General features: G+C 71.9%; 20 protein-coding genes and 2 pseudogenes. 12 read left to right on the top strand and 10 right to left on the bottom strand.

What is annotated here, in order from left to right; all coding sequences use genetic code 11:
- Positions 1–162: 162 nt before the first annotated feature.
- Positions 163–957, top strand: coding sequence for a methyltransferase domain-containing protein (locus tag ACZ6IM_RS26125; protein ID WP_052841574.1), 795 nt, complete (start codon positions 163–165; stop codon positions 955–957).
- A 21-nt stretch (positions 958–978) separates the two neighbouring features.
- Here ACZ6IM_RS26125 and ACZ6IM_RS26120 read toward each other — a convergent pair whose 3' ends face one another.
- Together ACZ6IM_RS26120 and ACZ6IM_RS26115 are read right to left on the bottom strand one after the other, a co-directional pair.
- Positions 979–1,914: a carbohydrate kinase family protein gene (locus ACZ6IM_RS26120; RefSeq protein ID WP_469559557.1), complete on the bottom strand. Its 936-nt coding sequence runs from the start codon at positions 1,912–1,914 to the stop codon at positions 979–981.
- Positions 1,911–2,816, bottom strand: a complete 906-nt coding sequence (locus ACZ6IM_RS26115) for a pseudouridine-5'-phosphate glycosidase (protein ID WP_469559760.1) — start codon at positions 2,814–2,816, stop codon at positions 1,911–1,913. Before ACZ6IM_RS26115 ends, ACZ6IM_RS26120 begins: the two co-directional genes overlap by 4 nt.
- A 140-nt stretch (positions 2,817–2,956) precedes the next feature.
- Between ACZ6IM_RS26115 and ACZ6IM_RS26110 the strand changes: the two genes are divergently transcribed.
- Entirely contained in the window at positions 2,957–3,385 is a 429-nt protein-coding gene (locus tag ACZ6IM_RS26110) for a VOC family protein (protein ID WP_469559554.1), read from the top strand.
- Between the two features lie 23 nt (positions 3,386–3,408).
- On the opposite strand, the gene ACZ6IM_RS26105 is transcribed toward ACZ6IM_RS26110, so the two are convergent.
- Both ACZ6IM_RS26105 and ACZ6IM_RS26100 read right to left on the bottom strand, forming a co-directional pair.
- Positions 3,409–3,963, bottom strand: coding sequence for a methylated-DNA--[protein]-cysteine S-methyltransferase (locus tag ACZ6IM_RS26105; RefSeq protein ID WP_469559551.1), 555 nt, complete (start codon positions 3,961–3,963; stop codon positions 3,409–3,411).
- Positions 3,964–3,999: 36 nt separating this feature from the next.
- Positions 4,000–4,869, bottom strand: a complete 870-nt coding sequence (locus ACZ6IM_RS26100) for a glycerophosphodiester phosphodiesterase (protein ID WP_469559548.1) — start codon at positions 4,867–4,869, stop codon at positions 4,000–4,002.
- A 290-nt stretch (positions 4,870–5,159) separates the two neighbouring features.
- On the opposite strand from ACZ6IM_RS26100, the gene ACZ6IM_RS26095 reads away from it, so the two are divergent.
- The 7 genes from ACZ6IM_RS26095 (at position 5,160) to aroQ (ending at position 14,142) form a co-directional block, all read left to right on the top strand.
- A complete protein-coding gene (locus ACZ6IM_RS26095; RefSeq protein WP_052841579.1) occupies positions 5,160–6,038 on the top strand; it encodes an MHYT domain-containing protein in 879 nt (292 codons plus the stop codon).
- Positions 6,039–6,077: 39 nt separating this feature from the next.
- Positions 6,078–8,216 carry an excinuclease ABC subunit UvrB gene (gene uvrB, locus ACZ6IM_RS26090; protein ID WP_052841580.1) on the top strand — a complete coding sequence of 713 codons (2,139 nt, stop codon included), beginning with the start codon at positions 6,078–6,080 and terminating at the stop codon, positions 8,214–8,216.
- Between the two features lie 141 nt (positions 8,217–8,357).
- Positions 8,358–8,936 (top strand): TerD family protein, encoded by a 579-nt coding sequence (locus tag ACZ6IM_RS26085; protein WP_052841581.1) that lies wholly within the window; start codon positions 8,358–8,360, stop codon positions 8,934–8,936.
- A 123-nt stretch (positions 8,937–9,059) separates the two neighbouring features.
- Complete coding sequence (locus tag ACZ6IM_RS26080; protein WP_052841582.1) at positions 9,060–11,075, top strand: TerD family protein; 2,016 nt, start codon at positions 9,060–9,062, stop codon at positions 11,073–11,075.
- 252 nt (positions 11,076–11,327) lie between these two features.
- Positions 11,328–12,329 carry a TerC/Alx family metal homeostasis membrane protein gene (locus ACZ6IM_RS26075; protein ID WP_469559541.1) on the top strand — a complete coding sequence of 334 codons (1,002 nt, stop codon included), beginning with the start codon at positions 11,328–11,330 and terminating at the stop codon, positions 12,327–12,329.
- A 145-nt stretch (positions 12,330–12,474) separates the two neighbouring features.
- Positions 12,475–13,575 carry a calcium:cation antiporter gene (locus ACZ6IM_RS26070; RefSeq protein ID WP_052841584.1) on the top strand — a complete coding sequence of 367 codons (1,101 nt, stop codon included), beginning with the start codon at positions 12,475–12,477 and terminating at the stop codon, positions 13,573–13,575.
- Positions 13,576–13,668: 93 nt separating this feature from the next.
- Positions 13,669–14,142 (top strand): type II 3-dehydroquinate dehydratase, encoded by a 474-nt coding sequence (aroQ, locus tag ACZ6IM_RS26065; protein WP_052841585.1) that lies wholly within the window; start codon positions 13,669–13,671, stop codon positions 14,140–14,142.
- A 212-nt stretch (positions 14,143–14,354) separates the two neighbouring features.
- Here aroQ and ACZ6IM_RS26060 read toward each other — a convergent pair whose 3' ends face one another.
- Both ACZ6IM_RS26060 and ACZ6IM_RS26055 read right to left on the bottom strand, forming a co-directional pair.
- Positions 14,355–15,011: an MBL fold metallo-hydrolase gene (locus tag ACZ6IM_RS26060; protein ID WP_052841586.1), complete on the bottom strand. Its 657-nt coding sequence runs from the start codon at positions 15,009–15,011 to the stop codon at positions 14,355–14,357.
- 50 nt (positions 15,012–15,061) lie between these two features.
- Positions 15,062–15,748, bottom strand: a complete 687-nt coding sequence (locus tag ACZ6IM_RS26055) for a maleylpyruvate isomerase family mycothiol-dependent enzyme (RefSeq protein WP_052841587.1) — start codon at positions 15,746–15,748, stop codon at positions 15,062–15,064.
- Between the two features lie 223 nt (positions 15,749–15,971).
- On the opposite strand from ACZ6IM_RS26055, the gene uvrA reads away from it, so the two are divergent.
- Positions 15,972–19,016 carry an excinuclease ABC subunit UvrA gene (gene uvrA / locus ACZ6IM_RS26050; protein WP_469559536.1) on the top strand — a complete coding sequence of 1,015 codons (3,045 nt, stop codon included), beginning with the start codon at positions 15,972–15,974 and terminating at the stop codon, positions 19,014–19,016.
- A 77-nt stretch (positions 19,017–19,093) separates the two neighbouring features.
- Here uvrA and ACZ6IM_RS26045 read toward each other — a convergent pair.
- Positions 19,094–19,642 (bottom strand): annotated as a pseudogene (locus ACZ6IM_RS26045) (YceI family protein); the annotation flags it as partial.
- 102 nt (positions 19,643–19,744) lie between these two features.
- Here ACZ6IM_RS26045 and ACZ6IM_RS26040 point away from each other — a divergent pair.
- Positions 19,745–20,606, top strand: a pseudogene (locus tag ACZ6IM_RS26040) (helix-turn-helix domain-containing protein).
- 115 nt (positions 20,607–20,721) lie between these two features.
- Here the strand turns inward: ACZ6IM_RS26040 and ACZ6IM_RS26035 are convergent.
- Both ACZ6IM_RS26035 and ACZ6IM_RS26030 read right to left on the bottom strand, forming a co-directional pair.
- Positions 20,722–21,630 (bottom strand): carbohydrate kinase family protein, encoded by a 909-nt coding sequence (locus tag ACZ6IM_RS26035; protein WP_469559533.1) that lies wholly within the window; start codon positions 21,628–21,630, stop codon positions 20,722–20,724.
- Positions 21,627–22,712, bottom strand: a complete 1,086-nt coding sequence (locus tag ACZ6IM_RS26030) for a LacI family DNA-binding transcriptional regulator (RefSeq protein ID WP_469559531.1) — start codon at positions 22,710–22,712, stop codon at positions 21,627–21,629. Before ACZ6IM_RS26030 ends, ACZ6IM_RS26035 begins: the two co-directional genes overlap by 4 nt.
- A 251-nt stretch (positions 22,713–22,963) precedes the next feature.
- Here ACZ6IM_RS26030 and ACZ6IM_RS26025 point away from each other — a divergent pair, with 251 nt between their 5' ends.
- Positions 22,964–23,389: a Rieske (2Fe-2S) protein gene (locus ACZ6IM_RS26025; RefSeq protein WP_052841592.1), complete on the top strand. Its 426-nt coding sequence runs from the start codon at positions 22,964–22,966 to the stop codon at positions 23,387–23,389.
- A 37-nt stretch (positions 23,390–23,426) separates the two neighbouring features.
- On the opposite strand, the gene ACZ6IM_RS26020 is transcribed toward ACZ6IM_RS26025, so the two are convergent.
- On the bottom strand, positions 23,427–24,377 hold the full coding sequence (locus ACZ6IM_RS26020; RefSeq protein WP_052841593.1) for a hypothetical protein: 951 nt from the start codon (positions 24,375–24,377) through the stop codon (positions 23,427–23,429).
- Positions 24,378–24,612 lie beyond the last annotated feature (235 nt).

Here is a 24,612-nt window from a genome sequence, read left to right as displayed (position 1 = left end):
GTGCCTGTGGAAACAGCAGGTTCCGCTTCGTTCCCGCCTGTGGACAGAACACCCGGGGGCCGCGCACGCCCCCGCCCCGAGGGCCCCTGCCGCCCGGAGGGGGCCCCTCGTGCCGGAGCGTCGCCCCCTTCGCACAAGCGGGACAACTGGGATGATCCCAGCATGACGCGAACCGACGCATACCTCCTCGACAACGGCCAGTCCGAGGCGGCGGAGCGCTTCGACGCCTTCGCCACGCTCTTCGACCCCACGACGTTCCGGCATCTGGAGGCACTCGGCGTCGGCCCCGGCTGGCGCTGCTGGGAAGCCGGAGCCGGAGGCACCTCCGTCGTGTCGTGGCTCGCCAAACGGGTCGGACCGACCGGCAAGGTCCTCGCGACGGACATCGACACCTCACGGGTCGCCCCGGCCGGCCGGCCGCCGGTCGAGGTGCGCGTGCACGACGTGGGCGCGGAGGAACCGCCGGGCGAGGGCTTCGACCTGGTGCACGCACGGCTGGTCCTTGTCCATGTCCCCGACCGGGACAGGGCGTTGCGGTCGATGATCAGGGCCTTGCGTCCCGGTGGCCGCCTCCTGGTGGAGGACGCCGACCCGGCGCTCCAGCCCCTGCTCTGCCCCGACGAGCACGGTCCCGAGCAGCAGCTGGCGAACAGGCTCCGGCACGGCTTCCGCCAACTGCTGTCCCACCGCGGCGCCGACCTCTCCTACGGCCGCCGGCTGCCCCGGCTGCTCCGGGAGGCGGGGCTGCGCCGAGTGGAGGCCGACGCCTACTTCCCGGTCACCTCGCCCGCGTGCGCCGCGCTGGAGTCCGCGACGGTACGCCAGATCCGCGACCAGCTGGTCACCGCCGGGGTCGCCACCCACGACGACATCGACCGCCACCTCGCGAACGTCGCCTCCGGCGGCATGGACCTCGCGACCGCGCCGATGATCTCGGCGTGGGGGCGCAAGGCATGACCCCGGCTGCCCGGCACCCGGCTATCCGTCGGCCGGCCGCCGGTCGGCCGTTCTCGGCGGTCTCCCGCCCACCCGTTCGACCGCCCGTGCTCCTGCCCGGCATCCGGCGGCCGCCGCCTCCCCGGGCTCCGCGCCCGCGAGCAGCGCGGCGAGGAACGCGCCGGTGAAGGCGTCACCGGCCCCCGTACTGTCCCGGGGCGACGCCGTGACCGCGGCGATCCGTGCGCTCACGCTGCCGGACCGGGCCACCAGGGCCCCTTCCGCCCCCTGCTTGACGATCACCAGCGGAACGTGCCGGCTGAGCTTCGCCGCCGCGTCCGCCGGATCGGGCAGGCCGGTGAGCAGACACGCCTCGTCCCTGCTGGGCAGCAGCACGTCCACGCCCTCGACGAGGCCGAGGAAACGGTCGACACCCAGCGCGGTGAGGAACCCGGCCGACGCCGGGTCCAGGCTGACCGGCACCCCGCGCGCGCGGGCCGCCGACAGGGCGACCGACACCAGGGCGCGGCTCGGCTCCGCGAACAGGAGGTAGCCCGAGAGGTGCAGCCGGCCCACGCCGTCGAGCAGCGCGTCCGACCAGTCGTCCGGCCCGATCCGCAGCGACGCCCCGCTGTCGGTGAGGAACGTCCGCTCGGCCGAGTCGGCGGTGTCGACCAGACAGATGACCGTCCCCGTGGGCGCCGCCGGATCGACGACGAGGAGCGGCCGCACCCCGCACGCCGCCAGCTCCCGTTCGTGCCATGCACAGGCGTCGGTGCCCACCCGGCCCAGCAGCCGCACCTCCCCGCACCCTTCGTGCGCGGCCCAGCAGGCCACGTTGGCACCCGCCCCGCCGGGCAGCCGCCGGACCGAGGCGGCGGTGTCCGTGCCGGCGGCCAGGGGTCCCCGGTGCCGGGCGACGACGTCCGTGACCACGTCCCCGACGACCAGCAGCGCACCGCCCGGCGCCCCGCTCACGCCCCGGCCCAGGCCGCGGCGACCCGGGCCGCCAGCCGCACGTTCCCCCGCACGGCCGCCAGGTTGGCGCTGAGCGAGGCGCCGTCGGTGAGCCGTACCAGGCGCTCGAGGAGGAACGGCGTGACCGCCTGGCCCGTGACCCCCTCCGCCTCGCACGCGTGCAGCGCGTCAGCGAGCACGCGCGCGTGGAGCGCCGGATCGAGCTGCTCCTCCTCGGGCACCGGGTTGGCGACCACGAGCGCGGACGGCGGCCCGTCCAGCGCGTCCTGCGCCCGCATGACCGCCGCCACCTGCTCCGGGTCGTCCAGCGTCCAGTCCACGGGATGTCCCGAGTCGGACAGATAAAAGCCGGGGAAGCGGTCTGTCCGGTACCCGGCCACGGAGACCCCCAGCGTCTCCAGCCGCTGAAGGGTCGCCGGTACGTCCAGGATGGACTTCACGCCTGCGCAGACAACCGTGATCCGGGTGCGGGCCAGCAGGCCCAGGTCGGCCGACTCGTCCTGCGTCACGGTCCACTCCCGGTGGACGCCGCCCAGCCCTCCGGTCGCGAACACCCTGACGCCCGCCAGGGCCGCCAGCAGGGCGGTCGCCGACACGGTGGTCGCCCCGCTCGCGCCGCAGGCCACCGCGAGCGGCAGATCACGGTGGCCCAGCTTGCGGACGGCGTCCTCGTTGGCGACCCGCTCCAGCTGCTCCTTGTCCAGGCCGACATGGGGCCGTCCGTCCAGCACGGCGATCGTCGCCGGTACGGCGCCCTCCTGCCGCACCGCCTCCTCCAGCTCCCGCGCCACCAGCAGATTGCGCGGGCGCGGCAAGCCGTGCGCGATGATCGTGGACTCCAGGGCCACCACGGGGCGACGGGCGTCCATCGCCTCCCGTACCTCTTCCGACACCACCAGCATCACGCGCCTGCCTCCCGTCGACGGCACTCCCTCAGCTCCGGTCTCCCTCATCCCTGGCGGGTGGGGGAGCGGGCCAAACCCCGGCCGGTGCCGGAACGGACCCCTTGCGGCCCCTGGAACCGGCCAGGAGCCTGGGAGGCATGACGGACAACACGGCACGTCTCGACCACGTCGTCCTCTGGGTGCGCGACCCGGTCGCCTCGGCAGGCTTCTACGAGAAGAACCTGGGCCTGGAGCCACTGCGCGTCACCGAGTACGCCGCGGGGACCGTGAGCTTCCCCTCCGTACGTCTCAACGACGAGACCATCCTCGACCTCGCGCCGCACGCCATGGCGGACCGCATGCGCGTGGTCCCCGGCGCCGACGCCAGTGCCGGGCATCCCGTCAACCACATCTGCGTGTCCCTGTCTCCGCACGACTTCGACGCCCTGCGCAGCCGCCTCGCGGAGCAGTCCGTCCCGGTCTCGGAACTCTCCTACGACTCCTACGGCGCCCGCGGCATGGCCAGGCGAAGTTTTTACTTCGGCGACCCGGACGGCAACATCATCGAGGCCCGGCACTACGAGTAGCCCACCCGGCGGCTGTCCGCCCCTCAGAACAACGGCTCGGGCAGCACGCCCTCCAGCGCGAGAAGCCGCCGCTTGGTGTCCACACCGCCGCCGAACCCGCCGATGCCGCCGTCGCTCTCCACGACCCGGTGGCACGGCACGACGACCGGCAGCGGATTGGCCCCCATGGCCATGCCCACCGCCTGCGCGGCGCCCGGCTGCCCCACCCGGCCGGCCAGGTCGCCGTAGCCGACGACCTGGCCGTAGGGGACGCCGGAGGCCAGCTCGCGGAGCACCTGCCGGTTGAAACCCGAGATCAGCGACCAGTCCAACGGCACGTCGAAGTCGCGCCTCCCGCCCGCGAGGTACGCCTCCATCTGGCGTATCGCCTCGGCCAGCAGCGGTGAACCGGGCGCCTCGACGGGCTCCGTGCCCAGCCGGGCCGCGAGCCTCTCGAGCGCCCGGTCGCGCGTGGCGTCGGTGGCGTGGAAGACGACGTTGACCAGACCGTCGCGGGTGGCGGCCAGCAGCAGCGGACCGATGTCGGTCCCGACGACGGTCCACACGACCTGCTGTTCGTACTGCCCAGGGCTGTCCATGCGCCTACGGTACGGTCCGCCACTGACAACGCCGGGTCAGTCCACGGCGTCCCGCACCACGTCGGGCTTGTTGGTGATGATGCCGTCGACGTCGTACCCGGCGACCCGGCGCGCGGTGTCCGCGTCGTTCACCGTCCAGGTGAGGACCTCCAGCGGCCTGCCGTGCGGCCCGGTGAACGCGTGGACCGCGGACACGTAGCTCATGGAGAGCGAGCCGTACGACGGGTTGATCTGGTCGGCGAACTCCGCGTACGCGGGCAGGTCCGAGACGGCCGGGGTGCCGAGGAAGCCGGTCTTCACGGCGGGCTTGAGGGCGTGGACCGTCCGGATGCTGTCGGCGTCGAAGCTCTGCACCACCAGCCGCCCGGCCACGTGCCGCCGGTCGAGCCAGCCCTCGTTGGCGAGGATCTTGAGGGTCTGCTGCTCGATGCCCGGGTACAGCCCGGGGCTCTTCAGCTCCAGCAGCAGCTTCTGGTGGTTGTGCTCCACACGGTCCACGTACTGCTCCAGCGTCGGCACGCGCGCGCCCGCGTACTCGGGCCCGAACCAGCTCCCCGCGTCCAGCCGCGCGATCTCGGCGGCCGTGAAGTCCTTCACCTTCCAGGGCGCCCGGTCCGGGAAGACCTCCTCCACGTCGGTCGTGCGGTTCAGGGTCTCGTCGTGCAGGACGACGAGTTCGCCGTCCCGGGTGCGCTGGACGTCGTTCTCCACCCAGCGGATGCCCAGCTCGGCCGCCCGGTCGACGGCGGCCAGCGTGTTCTCCGGCGCGTACCCGGAAGCGCCCCGGTGGGCGACGACCGTGGGCCCGTCGTCGCCCGCCCCGTCGGCCCGGGCGTGCGAGAGGGGAGCCGTGAGGGCGACTCCAAGAAGGGCGGTGGTCGTGACGGCTACTGCGCGCACGTGCATGCGTACTCCTCGCGTCGAACGATCACGGACAGCACCACTGTGACACCAGTGAGTCAACAAGAAAGGGGTGCGGAGTGGCCACAGGCTGAATGGAGTTGCTCAACTACGCTCACGGGGGCGGCACAACTGCGGCGAGACCGTGATTCTTTGCCGGAGAATCGTTCGACCATTCCGGTGGAAGTCATACTCTCTGCGTCGACCCTGATCGTTCGCGCGGTCCTGGGAGGGGGCGCACATCAGGAGAATCCGGGACACCACCGGGGCGTAAGAAGGCGGAAGGGCAGCCGCACATGCACACCACGGTCCACGGATTCGGCTACGGACTAGTCACACCCCTGGCCGCCTACCTGATGGCGTTCCTCGGCGGCGCCCTCGGTCTGCGCTGCACCGCCAGGGCCATGCTGGTCACCCGTTCCTGGCGTCCCGGATGGCTCGCCCTCGGCTCGGCGGCGATCGGCTCCGGCATCTGGACCATGCACTTCGTCGCGATGATGGGCTTCACGATCGAACACACGCCGATCCGCTACGACTGGCTGATGACCTTCGCCAGCCTGGCGGTCGCCGTCGTCATGGTGGGGGTCGGGATCTTCATCGTCGGCTACCGGGGCGCGAGCGGGACGGCCCTGTTCACCGGCGGTACCATCACCGGCCTGGGCATCGCCTCCATGCACTACCTGGGAATGGCCGGGATGCACCTGGACGGGCAGCTGACGTACAACACGCTCACCGTCGCCGTGTCCGTCGTCATAGCCATGGCCGCCGCCACCGCCGCCCTGTGGGCGGCCGGACAGGTCCGGGGCTTCCTGTGGAGCCTGGGCGCGGCCCTGATCATGGGACTGGCCGTCACCGGCATGCACTACACGGGGATGGCCGCCGTCGAGGTCCATGTCAGCGGCACGGCCGAGCCCTCCACCGGCGGCTCGCCCGCCGAACTGCTGGCCCCCATGCTCATCGGCCCCCTCGCCTTCCTCCTCCTCGCCGGCGTCGTCGTCGTGCTCGACCCGTTCATGGTCATGGGCAAGCCCACCGCGGCCCCCGTCGAGCGGAAGCCGGGCATCCCCGCCCACACCGATGGCACCCGCACGATCCGTCACCCGGCACACCACCCCGCGCGCCGCACCAGCCGCCCCCTCGTCCACCGGCGCTCCCGGACCCCGCAGAACCGCTGACGGGACCCGTTGTCAGTGCGGGGTCGTACGGTGGAACCCATGCGGCCCGTTTCCCAGATCGAACGCACGGTGGCGCCCTTCGAGGTCGTCAGTTCCTACCAGCCCAACGGCGACCAGCCGGCGGCCATCGCCGAGCTGGCCCGGCGCGTCCAGGCAGGCGAGAAGGACGTCGTCCTGCTCGGCGCGACCGGTACCGGCAAGTCCGCCACCACCGCGTGGATGATCGAGAAGCTCCAGCGCCCCACCCTGGTGATGGCGCCGAACAAGACCCTGGCCGCCCAGCTGGCGAACGAGTTCCGCGAGCTGCTTCCCCACAACGCCGTCGAGTACTTCGTCTCGTACTACGACTACTACCAGCCCGAGGCCTACGTCCCCCAGTCGGACACCTACATCGAGAAGGACTCCTCGATCAACGAGGAGGTGGAGCGGCTGCGCCACTCCGCCACCAACTCGCTGCTCACCCGCCGTGACGTCGTCGTGGTCGCCTCCGTGTCCTGCATCTACGGCCTGGGCACCCCGCAGGAGTACGTCGACCGCATGGTCCCGCTGCGGGTCGGTGAGGAGCACGACCGGGACGAGCTGCTGCGGCGCTTCGTCGACATCCAGTACACGCGCAACGACATGGCTTTCGCCCGCGGCACCTTCCGGGTGCGCGGCGACACCATCGAGATCTTCCCGGTCTACGAGGAGCTGGCCGTCCGCATCGAGATGTTCGGCGACGAGATCGAGGCCCTGTCGACGCTCCACCCGGTCACCGGCGAGATCATCAGCGACGACCAGCAGCTGTACGTCTTCCCGGCCTCCCACTACGTCGCCGGCCCCGAGCGCCTGGAGCGGGCGGTCAACGACATCGAGAAGGAACTGGCCGAGCGCCTGACCGAGCTGGAGAAGCAGGGCAAGCTCCTGGAGGCCCAGCGGCTGCGGATGCGCACCACGTACGACATCGAGATGCTCCGCCAGATCGGCTCCTGCTCCGGCGTGGAGAACTACTCGATGCACTTCGACGGCCGCTCGCCCGGCTCGCCGCCGAACACACTGCTGGACTACTTCCCGGACGACTTCCTGCTCGTCATCGACGAGTCGCACGTCACCGTTCCGCAGATCGGCGCCATGTACGAGGGCGACGCGTCCCGCAAGCGGACCCTGGTCGACCACGGCTTCCGGCTGCCCTCCGCGCTCGACAACCGCCCGCTGAAGTGGGAGGAGTTCCAGGAGCGCATCGGTCAGACCGTGTACCTGTCGGCCACCCCGGGCGCCTACGAGCTGTCCCGCTCGGACGGCGCCGTCGAGCAGATCATCCGGCCCACCGGCCTGGTCGACCCGGAGGTCGTCGTCAAGCCCACCGAGGGCCAGATCGACGACCTGGTGCACGAGATCCGCAAGCGGACCGAGAAGGACGAGCGCGTCCTGGTCACCACCCTCACCAAGAAGATGGCCGAGGACCTCACCGACTACTTCCTGGAGCTCGGCATCCAGGTCCGCTACCTCCACAGCGACGTCGACACGCTGCGCCGCGTCGAGCTGCTGCGCGAGCTGCGCGCCGGCGAGTACGACGTCCTGGTCGGCATCAACCTGCTGCGCGAGGGCCTCGACCTGCCCGAGGTGTCCCTGGTGGCGATCCTCGACGCCGACAAGGAGGGCTTCCTGCGCTCCGGAACCTCCCTGATCCAGACCATCGGCCGCGCGGCGCGCAACGTCTCCGGCCAGGTCCACATGTACGCGGACAAGATCACGCCGGCGATGGAGAAGGCCATCGACGAGACCAACCGCCGGCGCGAGAAGCAGGTCGCGTTCAACAAGGCGAACGGCATCGACCCGCAGCCGCTGCGCAAGAAGATCAACGATATCGTCGCGCAGATCGCCCGCGAGGACGTCGACACCGAACAGCTCCTCGGCTCGGGCTACCGCCAGATGAAGGAGGGCAAGGGCGCCAAGGCTCCCGTGCCCGCGCTGGGCGGCCAGGCGACGGGCGGAGCCAAGGCGGCCAAGGGCAGGGCCAAGGAGACGGCGGTGACCGACCGCCCCGCGGCGGAGCTGGCCGAGCAGATCGAGGACCTCACCACCCGCATGCGGGCGGCCGCGGCCGACCTCCAGTTCGAGATCGCGGCCCGGCTGCGCGACGAGGTCTCGGAGATGAAGAAGGAACTGCGCCAGATGAAGGAGGCGGGCCTGGCCTGACGGCCCGTCCGGGGCACGCGCTGTGTTGCAAGACCGACACAAAGCACGGGCCGGGGTGGGGCGCTGTCAGTGCCCCTGCGTAGGGTTCTGGTCAACCGCGCAGACCGCGGCAACAGGGGACGTTCGAGAGGGGATCAGCGCGTGACCGTCAACATGACCAAGGGTCAGGCCATCAGTCTGCAGAAGAGCGACGGGGGCAGCCTGACGTCGGTGCGCATGGGTCTCGGCTGGCAGGCGGCTCCCCGGCGCGGCCTGTTCGGTTCGCGCACCCGGGAGATCGACCTGGACGCCTCCGCGGTCCTCTTCGCGGACAAGCAGCCGGTCGACGTCGTCTTCTTCCGCCACCTGGTGAGCGACGACGGCTCGGTGCGCCACACCGGTGACAACCTCGTCGGCGGTGTCGGCCAGGGCGGCGACGACGAGGCGATCCTCGTCGACCTGCAGCGCGTTCCGGTCCACATCGACCAGATCGTCTTCACGGTGAACTCCTTCACCGGCCAGACCTTCCAGGAAGTGCAGAACGCCTTCTGCCGCCTGGTCGACGAGACCAACGGCCAGGAACTCGCCCGCTACACGCTGGCCGGCGGCGGAGCCTTCACGGCCCAGATCATGGCCAAGGTGCACCGCGCGGGCCAGGGCTGGGCGATGACCGCCATCGGCACCCCGGCCAACGGCCGCACCTTCCAGGACCTGATGCCGGCGATCCTGCCGGTCCTGTAGCCGCCGGTACGCGCCAGTCAGGCCGGGGCAGTCCGACATGAACCGGCCGGTCCCGTGTGCGGGACCGGCCAGGCCCGCATGACGTCCCGCGGGTGACACACGATTGACACAGGGGGAAAGGCGATGACGGCCGAGCTGACGCGGGGACAGAACCACCCGCTTCCCCGGGCTCGTCTCGAGATCCGGGTCTCGGCCGGCACGCCGGTCGTGGCCGGGGCCACGCTCGGCGACGAGAACGGCACCGTCCACGGCGTCGAGCGGGTGGTCCATCCGGGCGCGCCCACCCTGCCGGGCCTGGAGGTCTCCCGGCAGGCCGCCGCCGACCACCGCCTCGCGGTGGACCTGGACGCCGTGCCCGACGCGGTGCACCGCGTCAGTGTGCTGCTCGCCCTGCCGGCCGGCGGGAGAGGTCCGGCCCGGTTCGGGGCCGTCGCCGCCCCGTTCGTCGCCGTCACCGACCTCGACGGCGACGAGGTCGCCACCTACACCATCACCGGTCTGGAGGCCGAGTCCGCCGTCGTCGCCCTGGAGCTCTACCGGCGCCAGGGCGCCTGGAAGGTCCGCGCCGTCGGTCAGGGCTACGCGGGCGGGCTCGCCGAGCTCCTCGCCGACCAGAAGCTGTCCCAGGCCCACCAGCTCGCGGCGAGCATCCACGAGGCGGTGGCGAGCGGGCTGGCCCGTTCGATACCGGCCCCTCCGGCCGCCGCCCCGGCGCACGGTCCGGACCATGGCACCGCGCCCCGGACCGGCCCCGGTGCGCCCGTACCGCCGGCGTCTCCGTACGACACCCAGGGGGCTTCCGCTCCCGGCCCGCAGCCGCCCGGGGCGCCGGGACTGACCGGGGCACAGCAGCCGTACCCGGAAGGGCCGGGGGAGCCCGCCAACCCCGGCCAGCCGTCCGCGCCCGCCGCAGGCGGCCCGATCGACTACAGCCACCCGCGCCGGCAGAACGCGGCACCGCCCCCGCCCCCGCCGGCCGCGCCCCCGGCCGAACCCGGTCAGCCGGCCCGGCCCGTCGCGGGTGACGCCACCGGCTGGTCCATGGAGGAGCGGCTCTACAACCAGGTGTGGGGCATGTTCGAGGACCTGGCCCGCACCACGGCCGCCTACCGCAGCGCCGTCGACTTCGCCGAATCCCGCATGGAGAAGGAGCTCGACCAGGTCCTGTCCGATCCCCGCAGCCGGATCGGCGGACAGGGCGACGCCGCCCGCGAGGCGGCACGCTCCCGGTACGGCGAGCTGGTGTCCCAGGCCAGGGAGGTCCTGGACCGGGACGTCGCCCAGCTCGTCGCCGAGGCCGAGGTCGTCGAGCCCGCCCTGCCGGCGGCCTTCGCACGCTGGGACAACCCGGTCTGGCACGCCTACCGCGTCCCCATGGAGATCCCGATGGCCCTGCGGCTGGGTGATCTCCATCTGCCGGAGGCCGACCGCATACGCATCCCGATGCTGATCCGGCTGCCGCTGGAGCGCGGTCTGTGGATCGACAGCGGGCGTTCCGCCTCGCTCGACGGGTCGTTCGCCGACTCCCACGAGATGCGGCGCCTGGGCCTGGAGACGGCCGTCGCCCACGCGGCCCGGCTGCTCGCCATCTACCCGGCGGGCGAGTTCACCGTGCACGTCATCGACCCGGCCGGATCCGGGGCGCAGGCCCTGGCGCCGCTGGTGCGCAGCGGGGTGCTCGCCGCTCCGCCGGCCCAGGGCGCCGCGGGGGCGGCGGACGTACTGGCCCGTCTCACCCAGCGCGTCGACCTGGTCCAGATGGCGTTGCGCGCAGGGGCTCCGGACGCGCTCCCGCCCGGCCTGGACACCTCGCAGCAGTTGCTGGTCGTCAACGACTTCCCGCACGGATTCGACGACCGGGCCGTCAACCAGCTGCGCTACCTCGCCGACGAGGGGCCGGCCGTGGGTGTCCACCTGATGATGGTCGCCGACCGCGAGGAGTCCGCCGGGTTCGGGCCACTGCTGGACCCGCTGTGGCGCTCGCTGCTCCGGCTGACGCCGGTGGCCGACGACCACCTCGCCGACCCGTGGGTCGGACATGCCTGGACGTACGAGCCCTCGCTCGTACCGCCCGGCAGCCAGGTGCTCCAGCAGGTGCTCGACCAGGTCGCCGCCGCCCGCCGTTCATGGGGCCGGTGACCGGTTCCGAGCTGGGCTTTTGAGCTTAATTTGCAAATCTCTTTACCTTCCCTTGGGGATTGGGGTACTGTCGTCCGTACGGAGGGGAGTACTCCCTGTCTGTGCGGCGTACCCGTCAATACGGATCAGGCCAGATCCCGGGGCGTCGGCCCGTGGTTCCGGGCGCATCGCGCGTCCCGGACTCCTGGGTGGAAGAGACCTCCGGCAGCGACGACGCTGACATCTGCCGTGTGACGTACTGCCGGAGGCGTAGTGGAAGTTTCGGTGACCCTGTGGGTCCTGACCATCGTGGGCCTTGCCGCCCTCATCGCGGTCGATTTCTTCATCGGCCGCAAACCGCACGACGTATCGATCAAGGAAGCCGGTATCTGGACCGGCGTCTGGATCGCCTTGGCGGGCCTCTTCGGGCTCGGCCTGCTCTTCTTCGGCGGCGGTGAACCCGCCGGCGAGTTCTTCGCGGGCTTCATCACCGAGAAGTCGCTGAGCGTGGACAACCTCTTCGTCTTCGTCCTGATCATGGCGAAGTTCGCGGTGCCCTCGCAGTACCAGCAGCGGGTTCTGCTCATCGGTGTCCTGATAGCCCTGGTCCTCAGGGCCATCTTCATCGCCGCGGGCGCCGCGATCCTCGCCAGCTTCGCCTGGGTCTTCTACATCTTCGGTGCCTTCCTCATCTACACCGCCTGGAAGCTCATCCAGGAGGCGCGGGCCGACGAGGACGACGAGGAGTTCGAGGAGAACAAGCTCCTCAAGGCCGCCGAGCGACGCTTCGGTGTCGCCGACCGGTACCACGGCACCAAGCTGTGGATCGAGGAGAACGGCAAGCGGATCATGACCCCGATGCTGGTCGTGATGCTCGCCATCGGCACCACCGATGTGCTCTTCGCGCTCGACTCCATCCCGGCGATCTTCGGTCTGACGCAGGACCCGTACATCGTGTTCACGGCCAACGCGTTCGCCCTGATGGGTCTGCGTCAGCTGTACTTCCTCATCGGGGGTCTGCTGAAGAAGCTGGTCCACCTGTCCTACGGGCTGTCCGTGATCCTGGGCTTCATCGGTGTCAAGCTGGTGCTGCACGCCCTGCACGAGTCCGGCGTCCACGTTCCCGAGATCAGCATTCCGGTCTCGCTCGGCGTGATCTGTTCCGTCCTGATCGTCACCACGATCACCAGCCTCCGCGCCTCGAAGAAGCAGGCCGCGGCGGAAGCGGCGGCCGTCGGCGACGGCGAAGCGTCGAAGGACAGCATCGAGGCCTGATCAACCCCGGCCCGGAGCGGCGAACGGCTGGAGCCGTTCGCCGCTCCCCGCTTGCTCGTTGAGCCGATTCAGCCCGTGGGCTCGGCGGGGGAGGGGCCCCGAGATCCGGAATGCGGCGCCCGCCGCCCTCTGCGACGATCACCGCATGGTCACCGGTCCCAGGGCGCTCCTCGCACGGTGGACGACCGTCACGCCCCTGATCGCGGTCGTACTGCTGGCCTTCACCTGGGGCCGCTCGCTGCCCGGCGCGGTCGTCGCGCTGCTCACGATCGTCCTGGCGGCGTCCGTCCTGGCCGCGGTGCACCACGCCGAGGTGGTCGCCCACCGGGTCGGCGAGCCCTTCGGCTCCCTGGTCCTCGCCATCGCCGTCACGGTCATCGAGGTCGCGCTCATCGTGACCCTGATGGCGGACGGCGGCGACAAGAGCGCGACCCTGGCCCGGGACACGGTCTTCGCGGCCGTCATGATCACCTGCAACGGGGTCGTCGGCCTCAGCCTCCTGGTCGCCTCCCTGCGACACGGGATCGCGGTGTTCAACCCGGAGGGCACCGGCGCCGCCCTCGCGACGGTGGCGACCCTGGCCACCCTCAGCCTCGTCCTGCCGACCTTCACCACCAGCGCGCCCGGCCCGGAGTTCTCCACCGTGCAGCTGACCTTCGCCGCGCTGTCCTCGCTCGTCCTCTACGGCCTGTTCATCGCGACCCTGACGGTGCGGCACCGCGACTACTTCCTGCCGATCACCCGGCAGGGCGAAGTGATCACCGCCGAGGAACACGCGCATGCACCCTCCTCGCGCACGGCCCTGATCAGCCTCGGGATGCTGGGCCTGGCCCTGATCGGGGTCGTCGGCCTCGCCAAGGGCGTGTCGCCGACCATCGAGGACGGAGTGGCCGCCGCCGGACTCCACCACGCCGTCGTCGGCGTCATCATCGCCTTGCTGGTCCTGCTCCCCGAGACGATCGCCGCGGTGCGCTCCGCGCGCCGCGACCGGGTGCAGACCAGCCTGAACCTGGCGCTCGGCTCGGCCATGGCCAGCATCGGCCTGACCATCCCGGCCGTCGCCCTGGCGTCCGTGTGGCTCTCCGGGCCGCTGGTCCTCGGCCTCAGCTCCATCCACATGGTGCTGCTCGCCCTGACCGTGGTGGTGGCCTCTCTGACGGTCGTGCCGGGCCGGGCCACGCCCTTGCAGGGAGGCGTCCACCTGGTGCTGTTCGCGGCGTACCTGGAACTGGCCGTCAACCCGTAGGCCGTGGCCGGGACATCGGCGCACCGTGATAGACCGGGGACCGAGCAGTGGCCGCGCATGGGCCGCCGCACCCCCTCACGGACCGGAGGAACCGTGCCCCGCACCCTGGCCAACGCCCCGATCATGATCCTCAACGGGCCCAACCTGAACCTGCTCGGCCAGCGCCAGCCGGAGATCTACGGCTCCGACACCCTCGCCGACGTCGAGGCGCTGTGCGTGAAGGCGGCGGCCGCGCACGGCGGCACGGTGGACTTCCGGCAGTCCAACCACGAGGGCGAACTGGTGGACTGGATCCACGAGGCCCGGCTGAACCACTGCGGGATCGTGATCAACCCCGCCGCCTACTCGCACACCTCCGTCGCCATCCTGGACGCGCTCAACACGTGCGACGGGCTGCCGGTGGTGGAGGTCCACATCTCCAACATCCACCAGCGCGAGCCGTTCCGGCACCACTCCTACGTCTCGCAGCGCGCCGACGGAGTCGTCGCGGGGTGCGGTGTGCAGGGGTACGTGTTCGGTGTGGAGCGGATCGCGGCCCTGGCCGGAGCGGGCTCGGCCAGGGCCTGAGGCGCCGGGGCCGCCGGCCGGGGGGCGGGGATCGGGAGGCCGGCGGCCCGTGCCGCCCAGGAGCCGTCGTTCCTGTGCGGGGCTGCCACCCAGTCGACCGCGCCGCACCGGTGCGCGGGGAGCGTGCGCGGGCCGCGGGTGTGTGCGAACGCTTCACACGGGGCGCGTACACAGGGGCGACGGCGCGGGCCCGCGGCCGAGGAGCCCGCCCGTCACCAGCCGCGCGCCCGCCATTCCGGCAGGTGCGGCCGCTCCGCGCCGAGCGTCGTGTCGTTGCCGTGCCCGGGGTAGACCCACGTCTCGTCCGGGAGCGCGTCGAAGACCTTGGTCTCCACGTCGTGGATGAGGCTGGCGAAGGCCTCTGGGTCCTTGAAGGTGTTCCCCACGCCGCCCGGGAACAGGCAGTCCCCGGTGAACAGGTGGGGATGCCCGTGCGGGTCGTCGTAGACGAGGACGATGGAGCCCGGTGTGTGTCCGACGAGGTGGCGTGCGGTGAGCTGGACCTGACCCACCCGGATCGTGTCGCCGTCGTCGACCAGGACGTCGGTGGGCACCGGGATGCCCTCGGCGTCGAACCGCCCGGCGTGGGTGCGGGCGCCGGTGGCCGCGACGACCTCGGCGAGCGCCTGCCAGTGGTCGCCGTGCCGGTGCGTGGTGACGACGGACGCGATGCCGTCGTCACCGATCGTGCCGAGCAGGGCGTGCGCGTCGTTGGCGGCGTCGATCAGCAGTTGCTCGTCGGTGGCCCGGCAGCGCAGCAGATAGGCGTTGTTGTCCATCGGGCCGACCGCGACCTTGGTGATCATCAGGTCCTTGAGCTCGTGCACGTCGGCGGGTCCGCCGACCGCCACCTCTCCGCTGTACGTCATGACGGCCAGCCTAGCGGCGTGAGGCCGTCCGGAGACCGCGTCCCGCCCGCCTACAGGGGAGGCAGCACCGGCAGCGGGCCGCCCTCCACCCTGAGCGCCGAGCCCTCACGGCGACCGGCGAGCCAGCCGAGCAGATCGGCGGGGGGACCGGTGACGGTCACCTCGGCGGTGTCCGCCTCCCGTCCCGTGCGCCACGCGCGCGTGCCGTCCGTGAGCCTGGTCGGCGGCACCTCGGGGTGACCGGCGAACCGGGCGGCGAGGAAGTCGGTCTCCCGCTCGGTGAACTCCGCCGGAAGATCCTCCAGCGCGTAGCCGATGCCCAGGTCCACGTGGTGCAGCTCCACCTCGGCCCACCGCCGGAACGGCACCCTGGAGGCCGAGTCCGTGACCCCGTTGCGCAACTCCACGGTGCGCGACCAGTCCGCGGGGGCGGCCGAGGCGTCCTGGAACCGGGCCGCGCTCTCGCGCACGTCCGCGAGCTGCGCGTCCAGGGGTCGCGGGGCGTCCCGCTCGATGTCGGCGTCCCGGGCCTCGCCGGAGACGTACATGGGGCGTCCTTCGAGGACGTTCACGAGGGCGTCGGCGTTGCGGGCGAGGTGGGCGAGGACGTGGCCGCGACTCCAGCCGGGAAGCCGTGACGACTTCGTCACGGACGCGTTGTCCAGTTTCCCGACCGCGGTGAGCAGCCGCTCGGTCGCGTCACGTACAGACGCCAGGTCATGCGCGTGATCAATCATGCCGCCGACCCTAGACCGCACCACACCTTCGGGTGAAGGTAGTGGGCGACCCCCGCAATTCGAATGCACGTGCTATAAGGTCGACTGCGGCGTCGGGCATGCTGGGAAGTCGGGGTTTGTTGACAACCGGTGAATCCGACCGGCGTTGTCAGTGGCTCCCCCTAGTCTGAGAAAGACGGGGGCCCCGCCCCTGTCACTTCTCTCAAGAAAGGTGCGGACCGGCGTGGCCGACCGTCTCATCGTCCGTGGCGCGCGCGAGCACAACCTGAAGAACGTCTCGCTCGACCTGCCTCGTGACTCGCTCATCGTCTTCACGGGCCTGTCCGGGTCGGGCAAGTCCTCCCTGGCCTTCGACACGATCTTCGCCGAGGGCCAGCGGCGCTACGTGGAGTCGCTCTCGTCCTACGCCCGGCAGTTCCTCGGCCAGATGGACAAGCCCGACGTCGACTTCATCGAGGGCCTCTCCCCGGCGGTCTCCATCGACCAGAAGTCGACCTCGCGCAACCCGCGCTCGACGGTCGGCACCATCACCGAGGTCTACGACTACCTGCGCCTGCTCTTCGCCCGCATCGGCAAGCCGCACTGCCCCGAGTGCGGCCGCCCGATCTCGCGCCAGTCGCCGCAGGCCATCGTGGACAAGGTCCTGGAGCTGCCGGAGGGCAGCCGCTTCCAGGTGCTGTCGCCGCTGGTGCGCGAGCGCAAGGGCGAGTTCGTCGACCTCTTCGCCGACCTCCAGACCAAGGGCTACTCCCGCGCGCGGGTGGACGGCGAGACCGTCCAGCTGTCCAACCCGCCCACGCTGAAGAAGCAGGAGAAGCACACCATCGAGGTGGTCGTCGACCGCCTCACGGTGAAGGACTCCGCCAAGCGGCGCCTCACCGACTCCGTGGAGACCGCGCTCGGCCTGTCCGGCGGTATGGTCGTGCTCGACTTCGTCGACCTCCCCGAGGACGACCCCGAGCGCGAGCGCATGTACTCGGAGCACCTGTACTGCCCGTACGACGACCTGTCCTTCGAGGAGCTGGAGCCCCGCTCCTTCTCCTTCAACTCGCCCTTCGGCGCCTGCCCCGACTGCTCCGGCATCGGCACGCGCATGGAGGTCGACCCTGAGCTGATCGTCCCCGACGAGGACAAGTCCCTCGACGAGGGCGCCATCCACCCCTGGTCCCACGGGCACACCAAGGACTACTTCGCCCGCCTGATCGGCGCCCTCGCGGACGCGCTCGGCTTCCGTACCGACATCCCCTTCGCGGGTCTGCCGCAGCGTGCCCGCAAGGCCCTGCTGTACGGCCACAAGACCCAGGTCGAGGTCCGCTACCGCAACCGGTACGGCCGCGAGCGCCGGTACACCACGGCCTTCGAGGGCGCCATCCCCTTCGTCAAGCGCCGGCACAGCGAGGCGGAGAGCGACGCCAGCCGCGAGCGCTTCGAGGGCTACATGCGCGAGGTGCCCTGCCCCACCTGTGAGGGCACGCGCCTCAAGCCGCTCGTCCTCGCGGTCACCGTCATGGGCAAGTCGATCGCCGAGGTCTCGGCGATGTCCATCAGCGACTGCGCGGACTTCCTCGGCGAGCTGACGCTCAACGCCCGGGACAAGAAGATCGCCGAGCGCGTGCTGAAGGAGGTCAACGAACGACTGCGGTTCCTGGTCGACGTCGGCCTGGACTACCTCTCGCTGAACCGCGCGGCGGGCACCCTCTCCGGCGGCGAGGCCCAGCGCATCCGGCTGGCCACCCAGATCGGATCCGGACTCGTCGGCGTGCTGTACGTCCTCGACGAGCCGTCCATCGGCCTGCACCAGCGCGACAACCACCGGCTGATCGAGACCCTCGTCCGGCTCCGGGACATGGGCAACACGCTCATCGTCGTCGAGCACGACGAGGACACCATCAAGGTCGCCGACTGGATCGTCGACATCGGCCCCGGCGCGGGCGAGCACGGCGGCAAGGTGGTGCACAGCGGTTCCGTCAAGGAGCTGCTCGACAACGCCGAGTCGCAGACCGGCCTGTACCTGTCCGGTCGGAAGGCCATCCCGCTGCCCGACATCAGGCGCCCGCTCGATCCCTCCCGGCGGCTGACCGTGCACGGCGCCCGGGAGAACAACCTCCAGGACATCGACGTGTCCTTCCCGCTGGGCGTGTTCACGGCCGTCACCGGCGTCTCGGGCTCCGGCAAGTCGACGCTGGTCAACGACATCCTGTACACCCACCTCGCCCGCGAACTGAACGGCGCGCGGAACGTCCCGGGCAGGCACACGCGCGTGGACGGCGACGACCTCGTCGACAAGGTCGTCCACGTCGACCAGTCGCCCATCGGCCGCACCCCGCGGTCGAACCCGGCGACGTACACCGGCGTCTTCGACCACATCCGCAAGCTGTTCGCGGAGACGACGGAGGCGAAGGTGCGGGGCTACCTGCCCGGCCGGTTCTCCTTCAACGTCAAGGGCGGCCGCTGCGAGAACTGCGCGGGCGACGGCACGATCAAGATCGAGATGAACTTCCTCCCGGACGTCTACGTCCCGTGCGAGGTCTGCCACGGCGCCCGGTACAACCGGGAGACCCTGGAGGTCCACTACAAGGGCAAGTCCATCGCCGACGTCCTGAACATGCCGATCGAGGAGGCGACCGACTTCTTCGAGGCGGTGCCCGCCATCTCCCGGCACATGAAGACCCTGAAGGACGTCGGCCTCGGCTACGTCCGGCTCGGCCAGTCCGCGACCACCCTGTCCGGTGGCGAGGCCCAGCGCGTCAAGCTCGCCAGTGAGCTGCAGCGCCGCTCCACCGGGCGCACGGTCTACGTCCTGGACGAGCCGACCACCGGTCTGCACTTCGAGGACATCAGCAAGCTGCTGACGGTCCTCGGCGGACTGGTCGACAAGGGCAACACGGTCATCGTCATCGAGCACAACCTCGACGTGATCAAGACCGCGGACTGGGTGGTCGACATGGGACCCGAGGGCGGCGCCGGCGGTGGCCTGGTGGTCGCCGAGGGCACGCCTGAGCAGGTCGCGGGCGTACCCGCCAGCCACACCGGCAAGTTCCTGCGGGACGTCCTGGGCGCCGACCGGGTCAGCGACGCGACCGCGGTGACCAGGCCGCGCAAGGCGGCGAAGACGGTGGCGACCAAGACCACCGCCAAGAAGACCGCCACCAAGGCCGTCGCCGGCCCGGCCGCCAAGAAGGCGACCGCCAGCAAGACGGCCAAGACGGCGGCGAAGAAGGCCGCCAAGCCCGCCGCGAAGAAGACCACGCGGACGAGCAAGGCATGAGTCCGGACGGCGCCGGGCCCCACGGGAGCATCCGTGGGGCCCGGCGCCCTCCGCGCGGCCGGGCGATCAGCCGCGGTCGGCTCCACGAACTGCATGTCGAGCTGGATCTTCACGACCTCTCCCAGCAGCCCCGGCGCGAAGTCCAGGCCGTACTCGCTGCGCCGGATCTCACCGGTCGCCTCGAACCCGGCGTGCCGGCCGCCGCCCTCCATCGGGACGTCCACCAGCCCGCCGAACTCCACGGCCAGCGTCACCGGGCGGGTCACGTCGCCGATCGTCAGCTCGCCCTCCATGGCCCAGTCCTCGCCCGCGCCCGAAACCCGGGTCGAGCGGAAGGTCATCGTCGGCCGCTTCTCCACGTCGAGCAGGTCCGAGGCGCGTACATGGGCGTCCCGATCGGCGTTCCCGGTGTCGATGGAGGCAAGGTCGACCGTCGCGGACACCCGGGTCTCCTCGGCCGTCCGACCGACGTGAAGCTCGGTGTCGAAACCCGTGAAACGGCCCCGGACCTTGGCGATGCCGAGGTGGCGGACGGTGAAGTTCACCGAGGAGTGGAACGGGTCCAGGGCCCACGCCCCGGGAGCGATGGGCAGGGGAGCGGCGGGGGTGCGGGTGTTGTTCGTCATGCCGTCCACCGTGCGGGCCGAGCGCTCCGCGTGGGAGACCGGCCCGAGCGTGGTAGTGACAGGGGCACCCTTTCGCCCGTGCGCATGGGTACGTTCCATGACGTGAGCGACAACGAGTCGGGCACGTTCCTGCGCAGGATGCGGGAGTCCGTCACCCCCGCCGAGGTGGGGCTGCCCGCCGGCTCCCGCCGCCGGACCCCGGGTCTGCGCCGCGCCGAACTGGCCACGCTCGCCGGTGTCAGCGTCGAGTACCTCACCCGGCTGGAACAGGGGCGCGACCGGAATCCGTCCGTCCAGGTGCTCGGAGCCCTCGCCGACGCGCTGGAGCTGTCCCTGCGGGAGCGGATGCTGCTGCGCCGCCTGACCAAGGAGGCCGACGGCGGCGACCCGCTGCTCTGCGCCGCGGCCCCGTCGCGCAGCGATGGCGTGCGCCCCACCGTGCGGGCCGTGCTGGACCGGATGGAGCCCGCCCCGCCGTGGTGCTCGACTGGATCGGTGACGTCCTCGCCCACACCGGCGGCTACGCCAGGCTGACCGGTCCGATCGGACTGCTGGACGGCGAGCGGCCCAACCTGCTGCGGTACGTGTTCACCGACGCGCGGGCGCGCGTCGCCTACCCCGACTGGGACCGAGTGGCCGACGACCTGGTCGCCCAGCTCCGGCACGGGGCTCCGCTGCGGGACCCGCACGTGAACGACCTGGCCGACGAGCTGACGCTGACCGCCGGGGCGGACTTCACCGACCGGTTCTCCGACCTCGGCGTGGCAGCCCTGCGGGGCGGCTCCCAGCTCATGGAGCACCCCGAGGCCGGGCCGCTGCGGCTGCTGCACGAGACGCTGTCGCTGCCCGAGGAGGGCAGGCGGATCGTCGTGCACCTGCCCGCGGACGACGCCACGGCCGCCGCCCTGGACCGCTGAACGGCCGCCGCCCCGGCGCTCTGCGGGCCGTACGCCCGGCGGTCTGAGAGCGTCGCACCGGAGCCGGAGCCGGAGCCGGAGCCGGAGCCGGAGCCGGAGCCGGAGCCGGAGCCGGAGCCGGAGCCGGGGCGGTGGCGGGCATCGGCTCCCGCTCCCGCTCCGTCAGACGGCGACTTCGTGGGCGTACGGCGGTTCCGCGCCCGCGCGGGAGCAGGTGACCGCCGCCGCGCGGGCGGCGAAGCCCAGCAGCTCCGCCCAGCCGTCCGGTCCCAGTGCGGCCACGGCCGCGTCGCCGAGGGCGTCCCGTGCCGCGAGGCCGTGCAGGAGTGCCGCGTTCACCGTGTCGCCCGCGCCGATCGTGTCCACCACCTCGACGCGCTCGCCCGGCACCGTGTACTCGCCCCCGTCACGGGTGAAGGCCGTCAGACCGGCACCGCCCCGGGTGACCACGACCGCGGCCGGCCCCGCCGCGAGCCACTCACGGGGCGTGCCGCCGAGCCACTCGGCGTCCTCGGCGGACAGCTTCAGCAGCGACACCGACGGCAGCCAGCTCTTGAACCGGGCCCGGTAGGCGTCCGCGTCCGGGATCAGCCCGGCCCGGATGTTCGGGTCCAGCGCCGTGAACACGCCTCGCGCGGCCGTCTCGCGCAGCAGTTCCTCGTACGCGCTCGCGCCCGGCTCCAGCACCAGCGAACAGGTCCCGAAGGAGACCGCGCGGGTGCCGGGCGGCAGACCGGCGGGCAGTGTGAACAGCCGGTCGGCCGTCCCGTCCACGTAGAAGGAGTACGCGGCCGAACCGTCCGCGTCGAGCGAGGCCACGGCGAGCGTCGTCGGCTCGGCCCCGCGCTGCACCGTCGAGACGTCCACGCCGGTCTCGCGCAGCCGGTCCAGCAAGGCCTCGCCGAAGGGGTCGTACGACACCCGTGAACAGAACGCGACGGGCGAGCCGAGGCGGCCCAGCGCTACGGCCGTGTTGTACGGACCGCCGCCGAGTGCGGGCCGCAGCTCCGCGAGGGCGCCCGTGCCCTGCGGTACCAGGTCGATCAGTGCCTCACCGGCGACGACGATCACGGGAGGGTCCTTTCGTGGGCCTTGGTGTGGTCTTGTTCGGACTGTCCGGAGAGCGGCCCGGGCCGCTCGGCGCAGCCGCAGGAGTCGCGGTGGACGAAGGCGCAGGGCAGCCGCCGGGTCCGCGCGGGCCGGTCCGGTGCGGCGAGTCGTTCGAGGAGCAGCCGGACGGCCCGCGCCCCGATGTCCTTGCTGGGCTGGGCGACGGCGGTGAGCCGGGGCGAGAAGAGGTCCGCCCAGGCGAAGTCGTCGAAGCAGCACAGCGCGAGGTCACCGGGTACCGACAGGCCCCGGCTCCGGAGGGCGCGCAGGGCGCCGATGGTCATCGCGTTGTTGGCGGTGACCAGCGCGGTGGGCGGCACCGCCAGCGACAGCAACTCCGCCGTGGCCCGCTCGCCGCCGGCCGCCTCGGAGTCGCCGTGGACCAGCAGCCGCTCGTCGAACGGCAGCCCGGCGGCGGCGAGGCCGTGCCGGTACCCGGTGATCCGCTCCCGGGTCGTGCTGAGCCCCGGCCGGCCCGCGACCAGGCCGATCCGGCGGTGGCCCAGTCCGGCGAGATGGCCCACCAGCAGGGTCGTCGGCTCGGCGCTCTCGGCGCAGACCTGGTCGAAGCGCGGGGTGTCCTCGCCCTCCGGCACGTCGACGATCCGGTCGAGGAACACGGCCGGCACCCGGTGGCGGGTGAGGTAGGCGACGAGATCCCGGGGCTCGGCGGAGGGGGCGACGATCATGCCGTCCACCCGCCGCTCGTGCAGCAGCTGGACCACCTTGCGCTCGTGCCCGGGGTCGTCGTGCGGATCGGCGATGAGCAGGCTGTACCCGTGCTCCAGGGCACTGGCCTCGACGCCCTGGAGGATTTCCGTGAAGTACGGGTTGCTGACCGCCGACACCGCGAGGCCGATGGAGCGGGTCCGGGAGGTCACCAGGGAACGGGCCAGGGTGTTCGGCGTGTAGCCCAGCTCCTCGACGGCGTCCAGCACCGCCTGGCGGGTGTGCGGCAGCACCGGGCGGGTGTCGTTGAGCACGTGCGAGACGGTCGCCACAGACACCCCCGCGCTCCGTGCGACGTCGGCCATGGTCGCCACCGGCGTACCCCCCTCAACCCCTTCGTGTGCGGTCGCGCTGTGGCCGGACCGTACCCCATGCCCCCGGGGCGCGTAAACGCTTGCGCAAGCGTTTACGCGCCCCGCGGGGCATGGCGAAGATCCACCTGGAGACCTCGCTCAGGACCCCCTAGTCCGGGCCACCCGGCCCGCGGTACCGCCCGGACCGCCGGATATCGTCGCCCTGCACCCGCACACCCCCACCCCCGCCCGTCCCGACCAGTGGAGATCCCATGCCCGGCCGTCCCGCCCCGAGCCGCCGTACCGTCCTGCGTTCGGCGGCCGCCACTCCCGTCGTCGGCCTCGGACTGGCCGCCTGCTCCCCGGGCGACGACGGCGCGGCTCCCGCCAGGCCGACCGCGCCCGTGGACCTCGGCGCGGACGGGGAGGTCGCCAAGGGCGCGACCAAGCTCTTCCCGGACGGGAACGTGGTGGTCAGCCGGGCGGCGGACGGCTCCCTGAAGGCGTTCAGCACGGTCTGCACGCACGCGGGGTGCCCCATCAAGAAGCTGGAGGGGACCAAGCTGGTCTGCAACTGCCACGGCAGCGAGTTCGACGCCCGTACCGGCGAGGTGCTGCACGCCCCGGCCACCGCGCCGCTCATCGAACTGCCGGTCGAGGTGAAGCAGGGCCGGATCGTCGCGAGCCCGGGGACCTGACCGGCAAGGGGCCGACGGTGCGGGCGCGGCGGGCGTCCTACTCCCAGTCCCAGCCGATCCCGAGCATCCCCGACCTGACCCGCGGCTCCACGAGGTGCACCGAGTGGTGCCGTCCGCTGAGCGCCAGCTCCTGCCGGCCGCCGCGCGGTGCCGCCGGAGAGTGCTGCGTGAACCGGTGGCACCGCACCGGAAGCGCCGCGACGTCGAACCGCACCTGGAGCGCGTACTGCCCGCCCGCCGTACCGAACCCGCGGACGTACTCGCGCGAGACACCGGCGGTGCCGTCCTCGACGCCGTAGCGGAAGAGGTGGGTGTCACCCGCCCGCAACCGCGTGTCGAAGAGCAGCTCCGTCACCAGGACACCGGTCTCGTCGTGGGTGCGGACCCGCCCCGTACGGCAGTTCTCCAGCGCGTGGACGCTCATCCGCGCGGGGACGCATCCCGGATCGCCGTGATGGACGGCCAGGAAGCGGTCGACGCCGTCGCGGTGGGCGCGGACGATGAGGTGCGACTCGCGTCCGGCCAGCTCCCGGCCGGCCCCGATCCGGATCCGCTCGTGGTGCCCGAGGGTGTGCACCCCGCCGTCAGGTGCCGGGCATCCCAGTTCGGCCAGCAGCCGGTCCAGGACGCCCGAGGCCGCCAGGTGGGCGCGGTAGGAGCGGCCCGCGGGACGTCGCTCCGAGGTCTCCGCGTCGGCCTCGGAGAGCAGGCGGATCAGCGACTCCTCGGGCAGCTGGAGTATCTCCTCCAGCGCCCGCACGGCCCGCAGGGACTCCGGACGCTGCGGACGCCGGGCGCCCTGCTGCCAGTAGCTCAGACTCGTGACGCCCACCTTCACCCCGTGGCGCGACAGGTGGTGCTGCACACGCTGCAGCGGCAGTCCGCGAGCGGCGATCGCTGCGCGCAGGGCGACGTGGAAGGGGCCACCGCGCAGGGCCGAGTCGAGTTGCGCGGTGGCGACGTCCGCGTGCTGTGTGGCGTGCGGCATGCAGGGGCCCTTCTGTGAAGTTCACGGCGGCTGGTCAGGCCGTCGACACGGATCGGCCGGGGCCGCCCGTCCCCCGGTCGCGGCGCAGAGGTCTTCACATCCGTACGCCGTGCTTCAGGACCCCGAGTCCCCCCGCATTGAAGCGTGTTGACCTAGTCCGGACAACACCTGGCGCCCGACCGTCGTACGCTCCTGGCCGAGAACGCACGGGCCCGCCGTCCCGGAGGCCACCCGG

The sequence above is a fragment of the Streptomyces sp. NPDC042336 genome (genome assembly GCF_055581985.1).
This window is presented reverse-complemented; position numbering and strand designations above follow the sequence as displayed.

Coding starts and splice junctions, on each gene's coding strand:
- ACZ6IM_RS26110 (WP_469559554.1), top strand. CDS start 2,957: ATGACGGACAACACGGCACGTCTCGACCACGTCGTCCTCTGGGTGCGC.
- ACZ6IM_RS26105 (WP_469559551.1), bottom strand. CDS start 3,963: ATGGACAGCCCTGGGCAGTACGAACAGCAGGTCGTGTGGACCGTCGTC.
- ACZ6IM_RS26025 (WP_052841592.1), top strand. CDS start 22,964: ATGCCCGGCCGTCCCGCCCCGAGCCGCCGTACCGTCCTGCGTTCGGCG.
- ACZ6IM_RS26125 (WP_052841574.1), top strand. CDS start 163: ATGACGCGAACCGACGCATACCTCCTCGACAACGGCCAGTCCGAGGCG.
- ACZ6IM_RS26095 (WP_052841579.1), top strand. CDS start 5,160: ATGCACACCACGGTCCACGGATTCGGCTACGGACTAGTCACACCCCTG.
- ACZ6IM_RS26080 (WP_052841582.1), top strand. CDS start 9,060: ATGACGGCCGAGCTGACGCGGGGACAGAACCACCCGCTTCCCCGGGCT.
- ACZ6IM_RS26100 (WP_469559548.1), bottom strand. CDS start 4,869: ATGCACGTGCGCGCAGTAGCCGTCACGACCACCGCCCTTCTTGGAGTC.
- uvrB (WP_052841580.1), top strand. CDS start 6,078: ATGCGGCCCGTTTCCCAGATCGAACGCACGGTGGCGCCCTTCGAGGTC.
- ACZ6IM_RS26070 (WP_052841584.1), top strand. CDS start 12,475: ATGGTCACCGGTCCCAGGGCGCTCCTCGCACGGTGGACGACCGTCACG.
- ACZ6IM_RS26020 (WP_052841593.1), bottom strand. CDS start 24,377: ATGCCGCACGCCACACAGCACGCGGACGTCGCCACCGCGCAACTCGAC.
- ACZ6IM_RS26055 (WP_052841587.1), bottom strand. CDS start 15,748: ATGATTGATCACGCGCATGACCTGGCGTCTGTACGTGACGCGACCGAG.
- ACZ6IM_RS26115 (WP_469559760.1), bottom strand. CDS start 2,816: ATGCTGGTGGTGTCGGAAGAGGTACGGGAGGCGATGGACGCCCGTCGC.
- ACZ6IM_RS26060 (WP_052841586.1), bottom strand. CDS start 15,011: ATGACGTACAGCGGAGAGGTGGCGGTCGGCGGACCCGCCGACGTGCAC.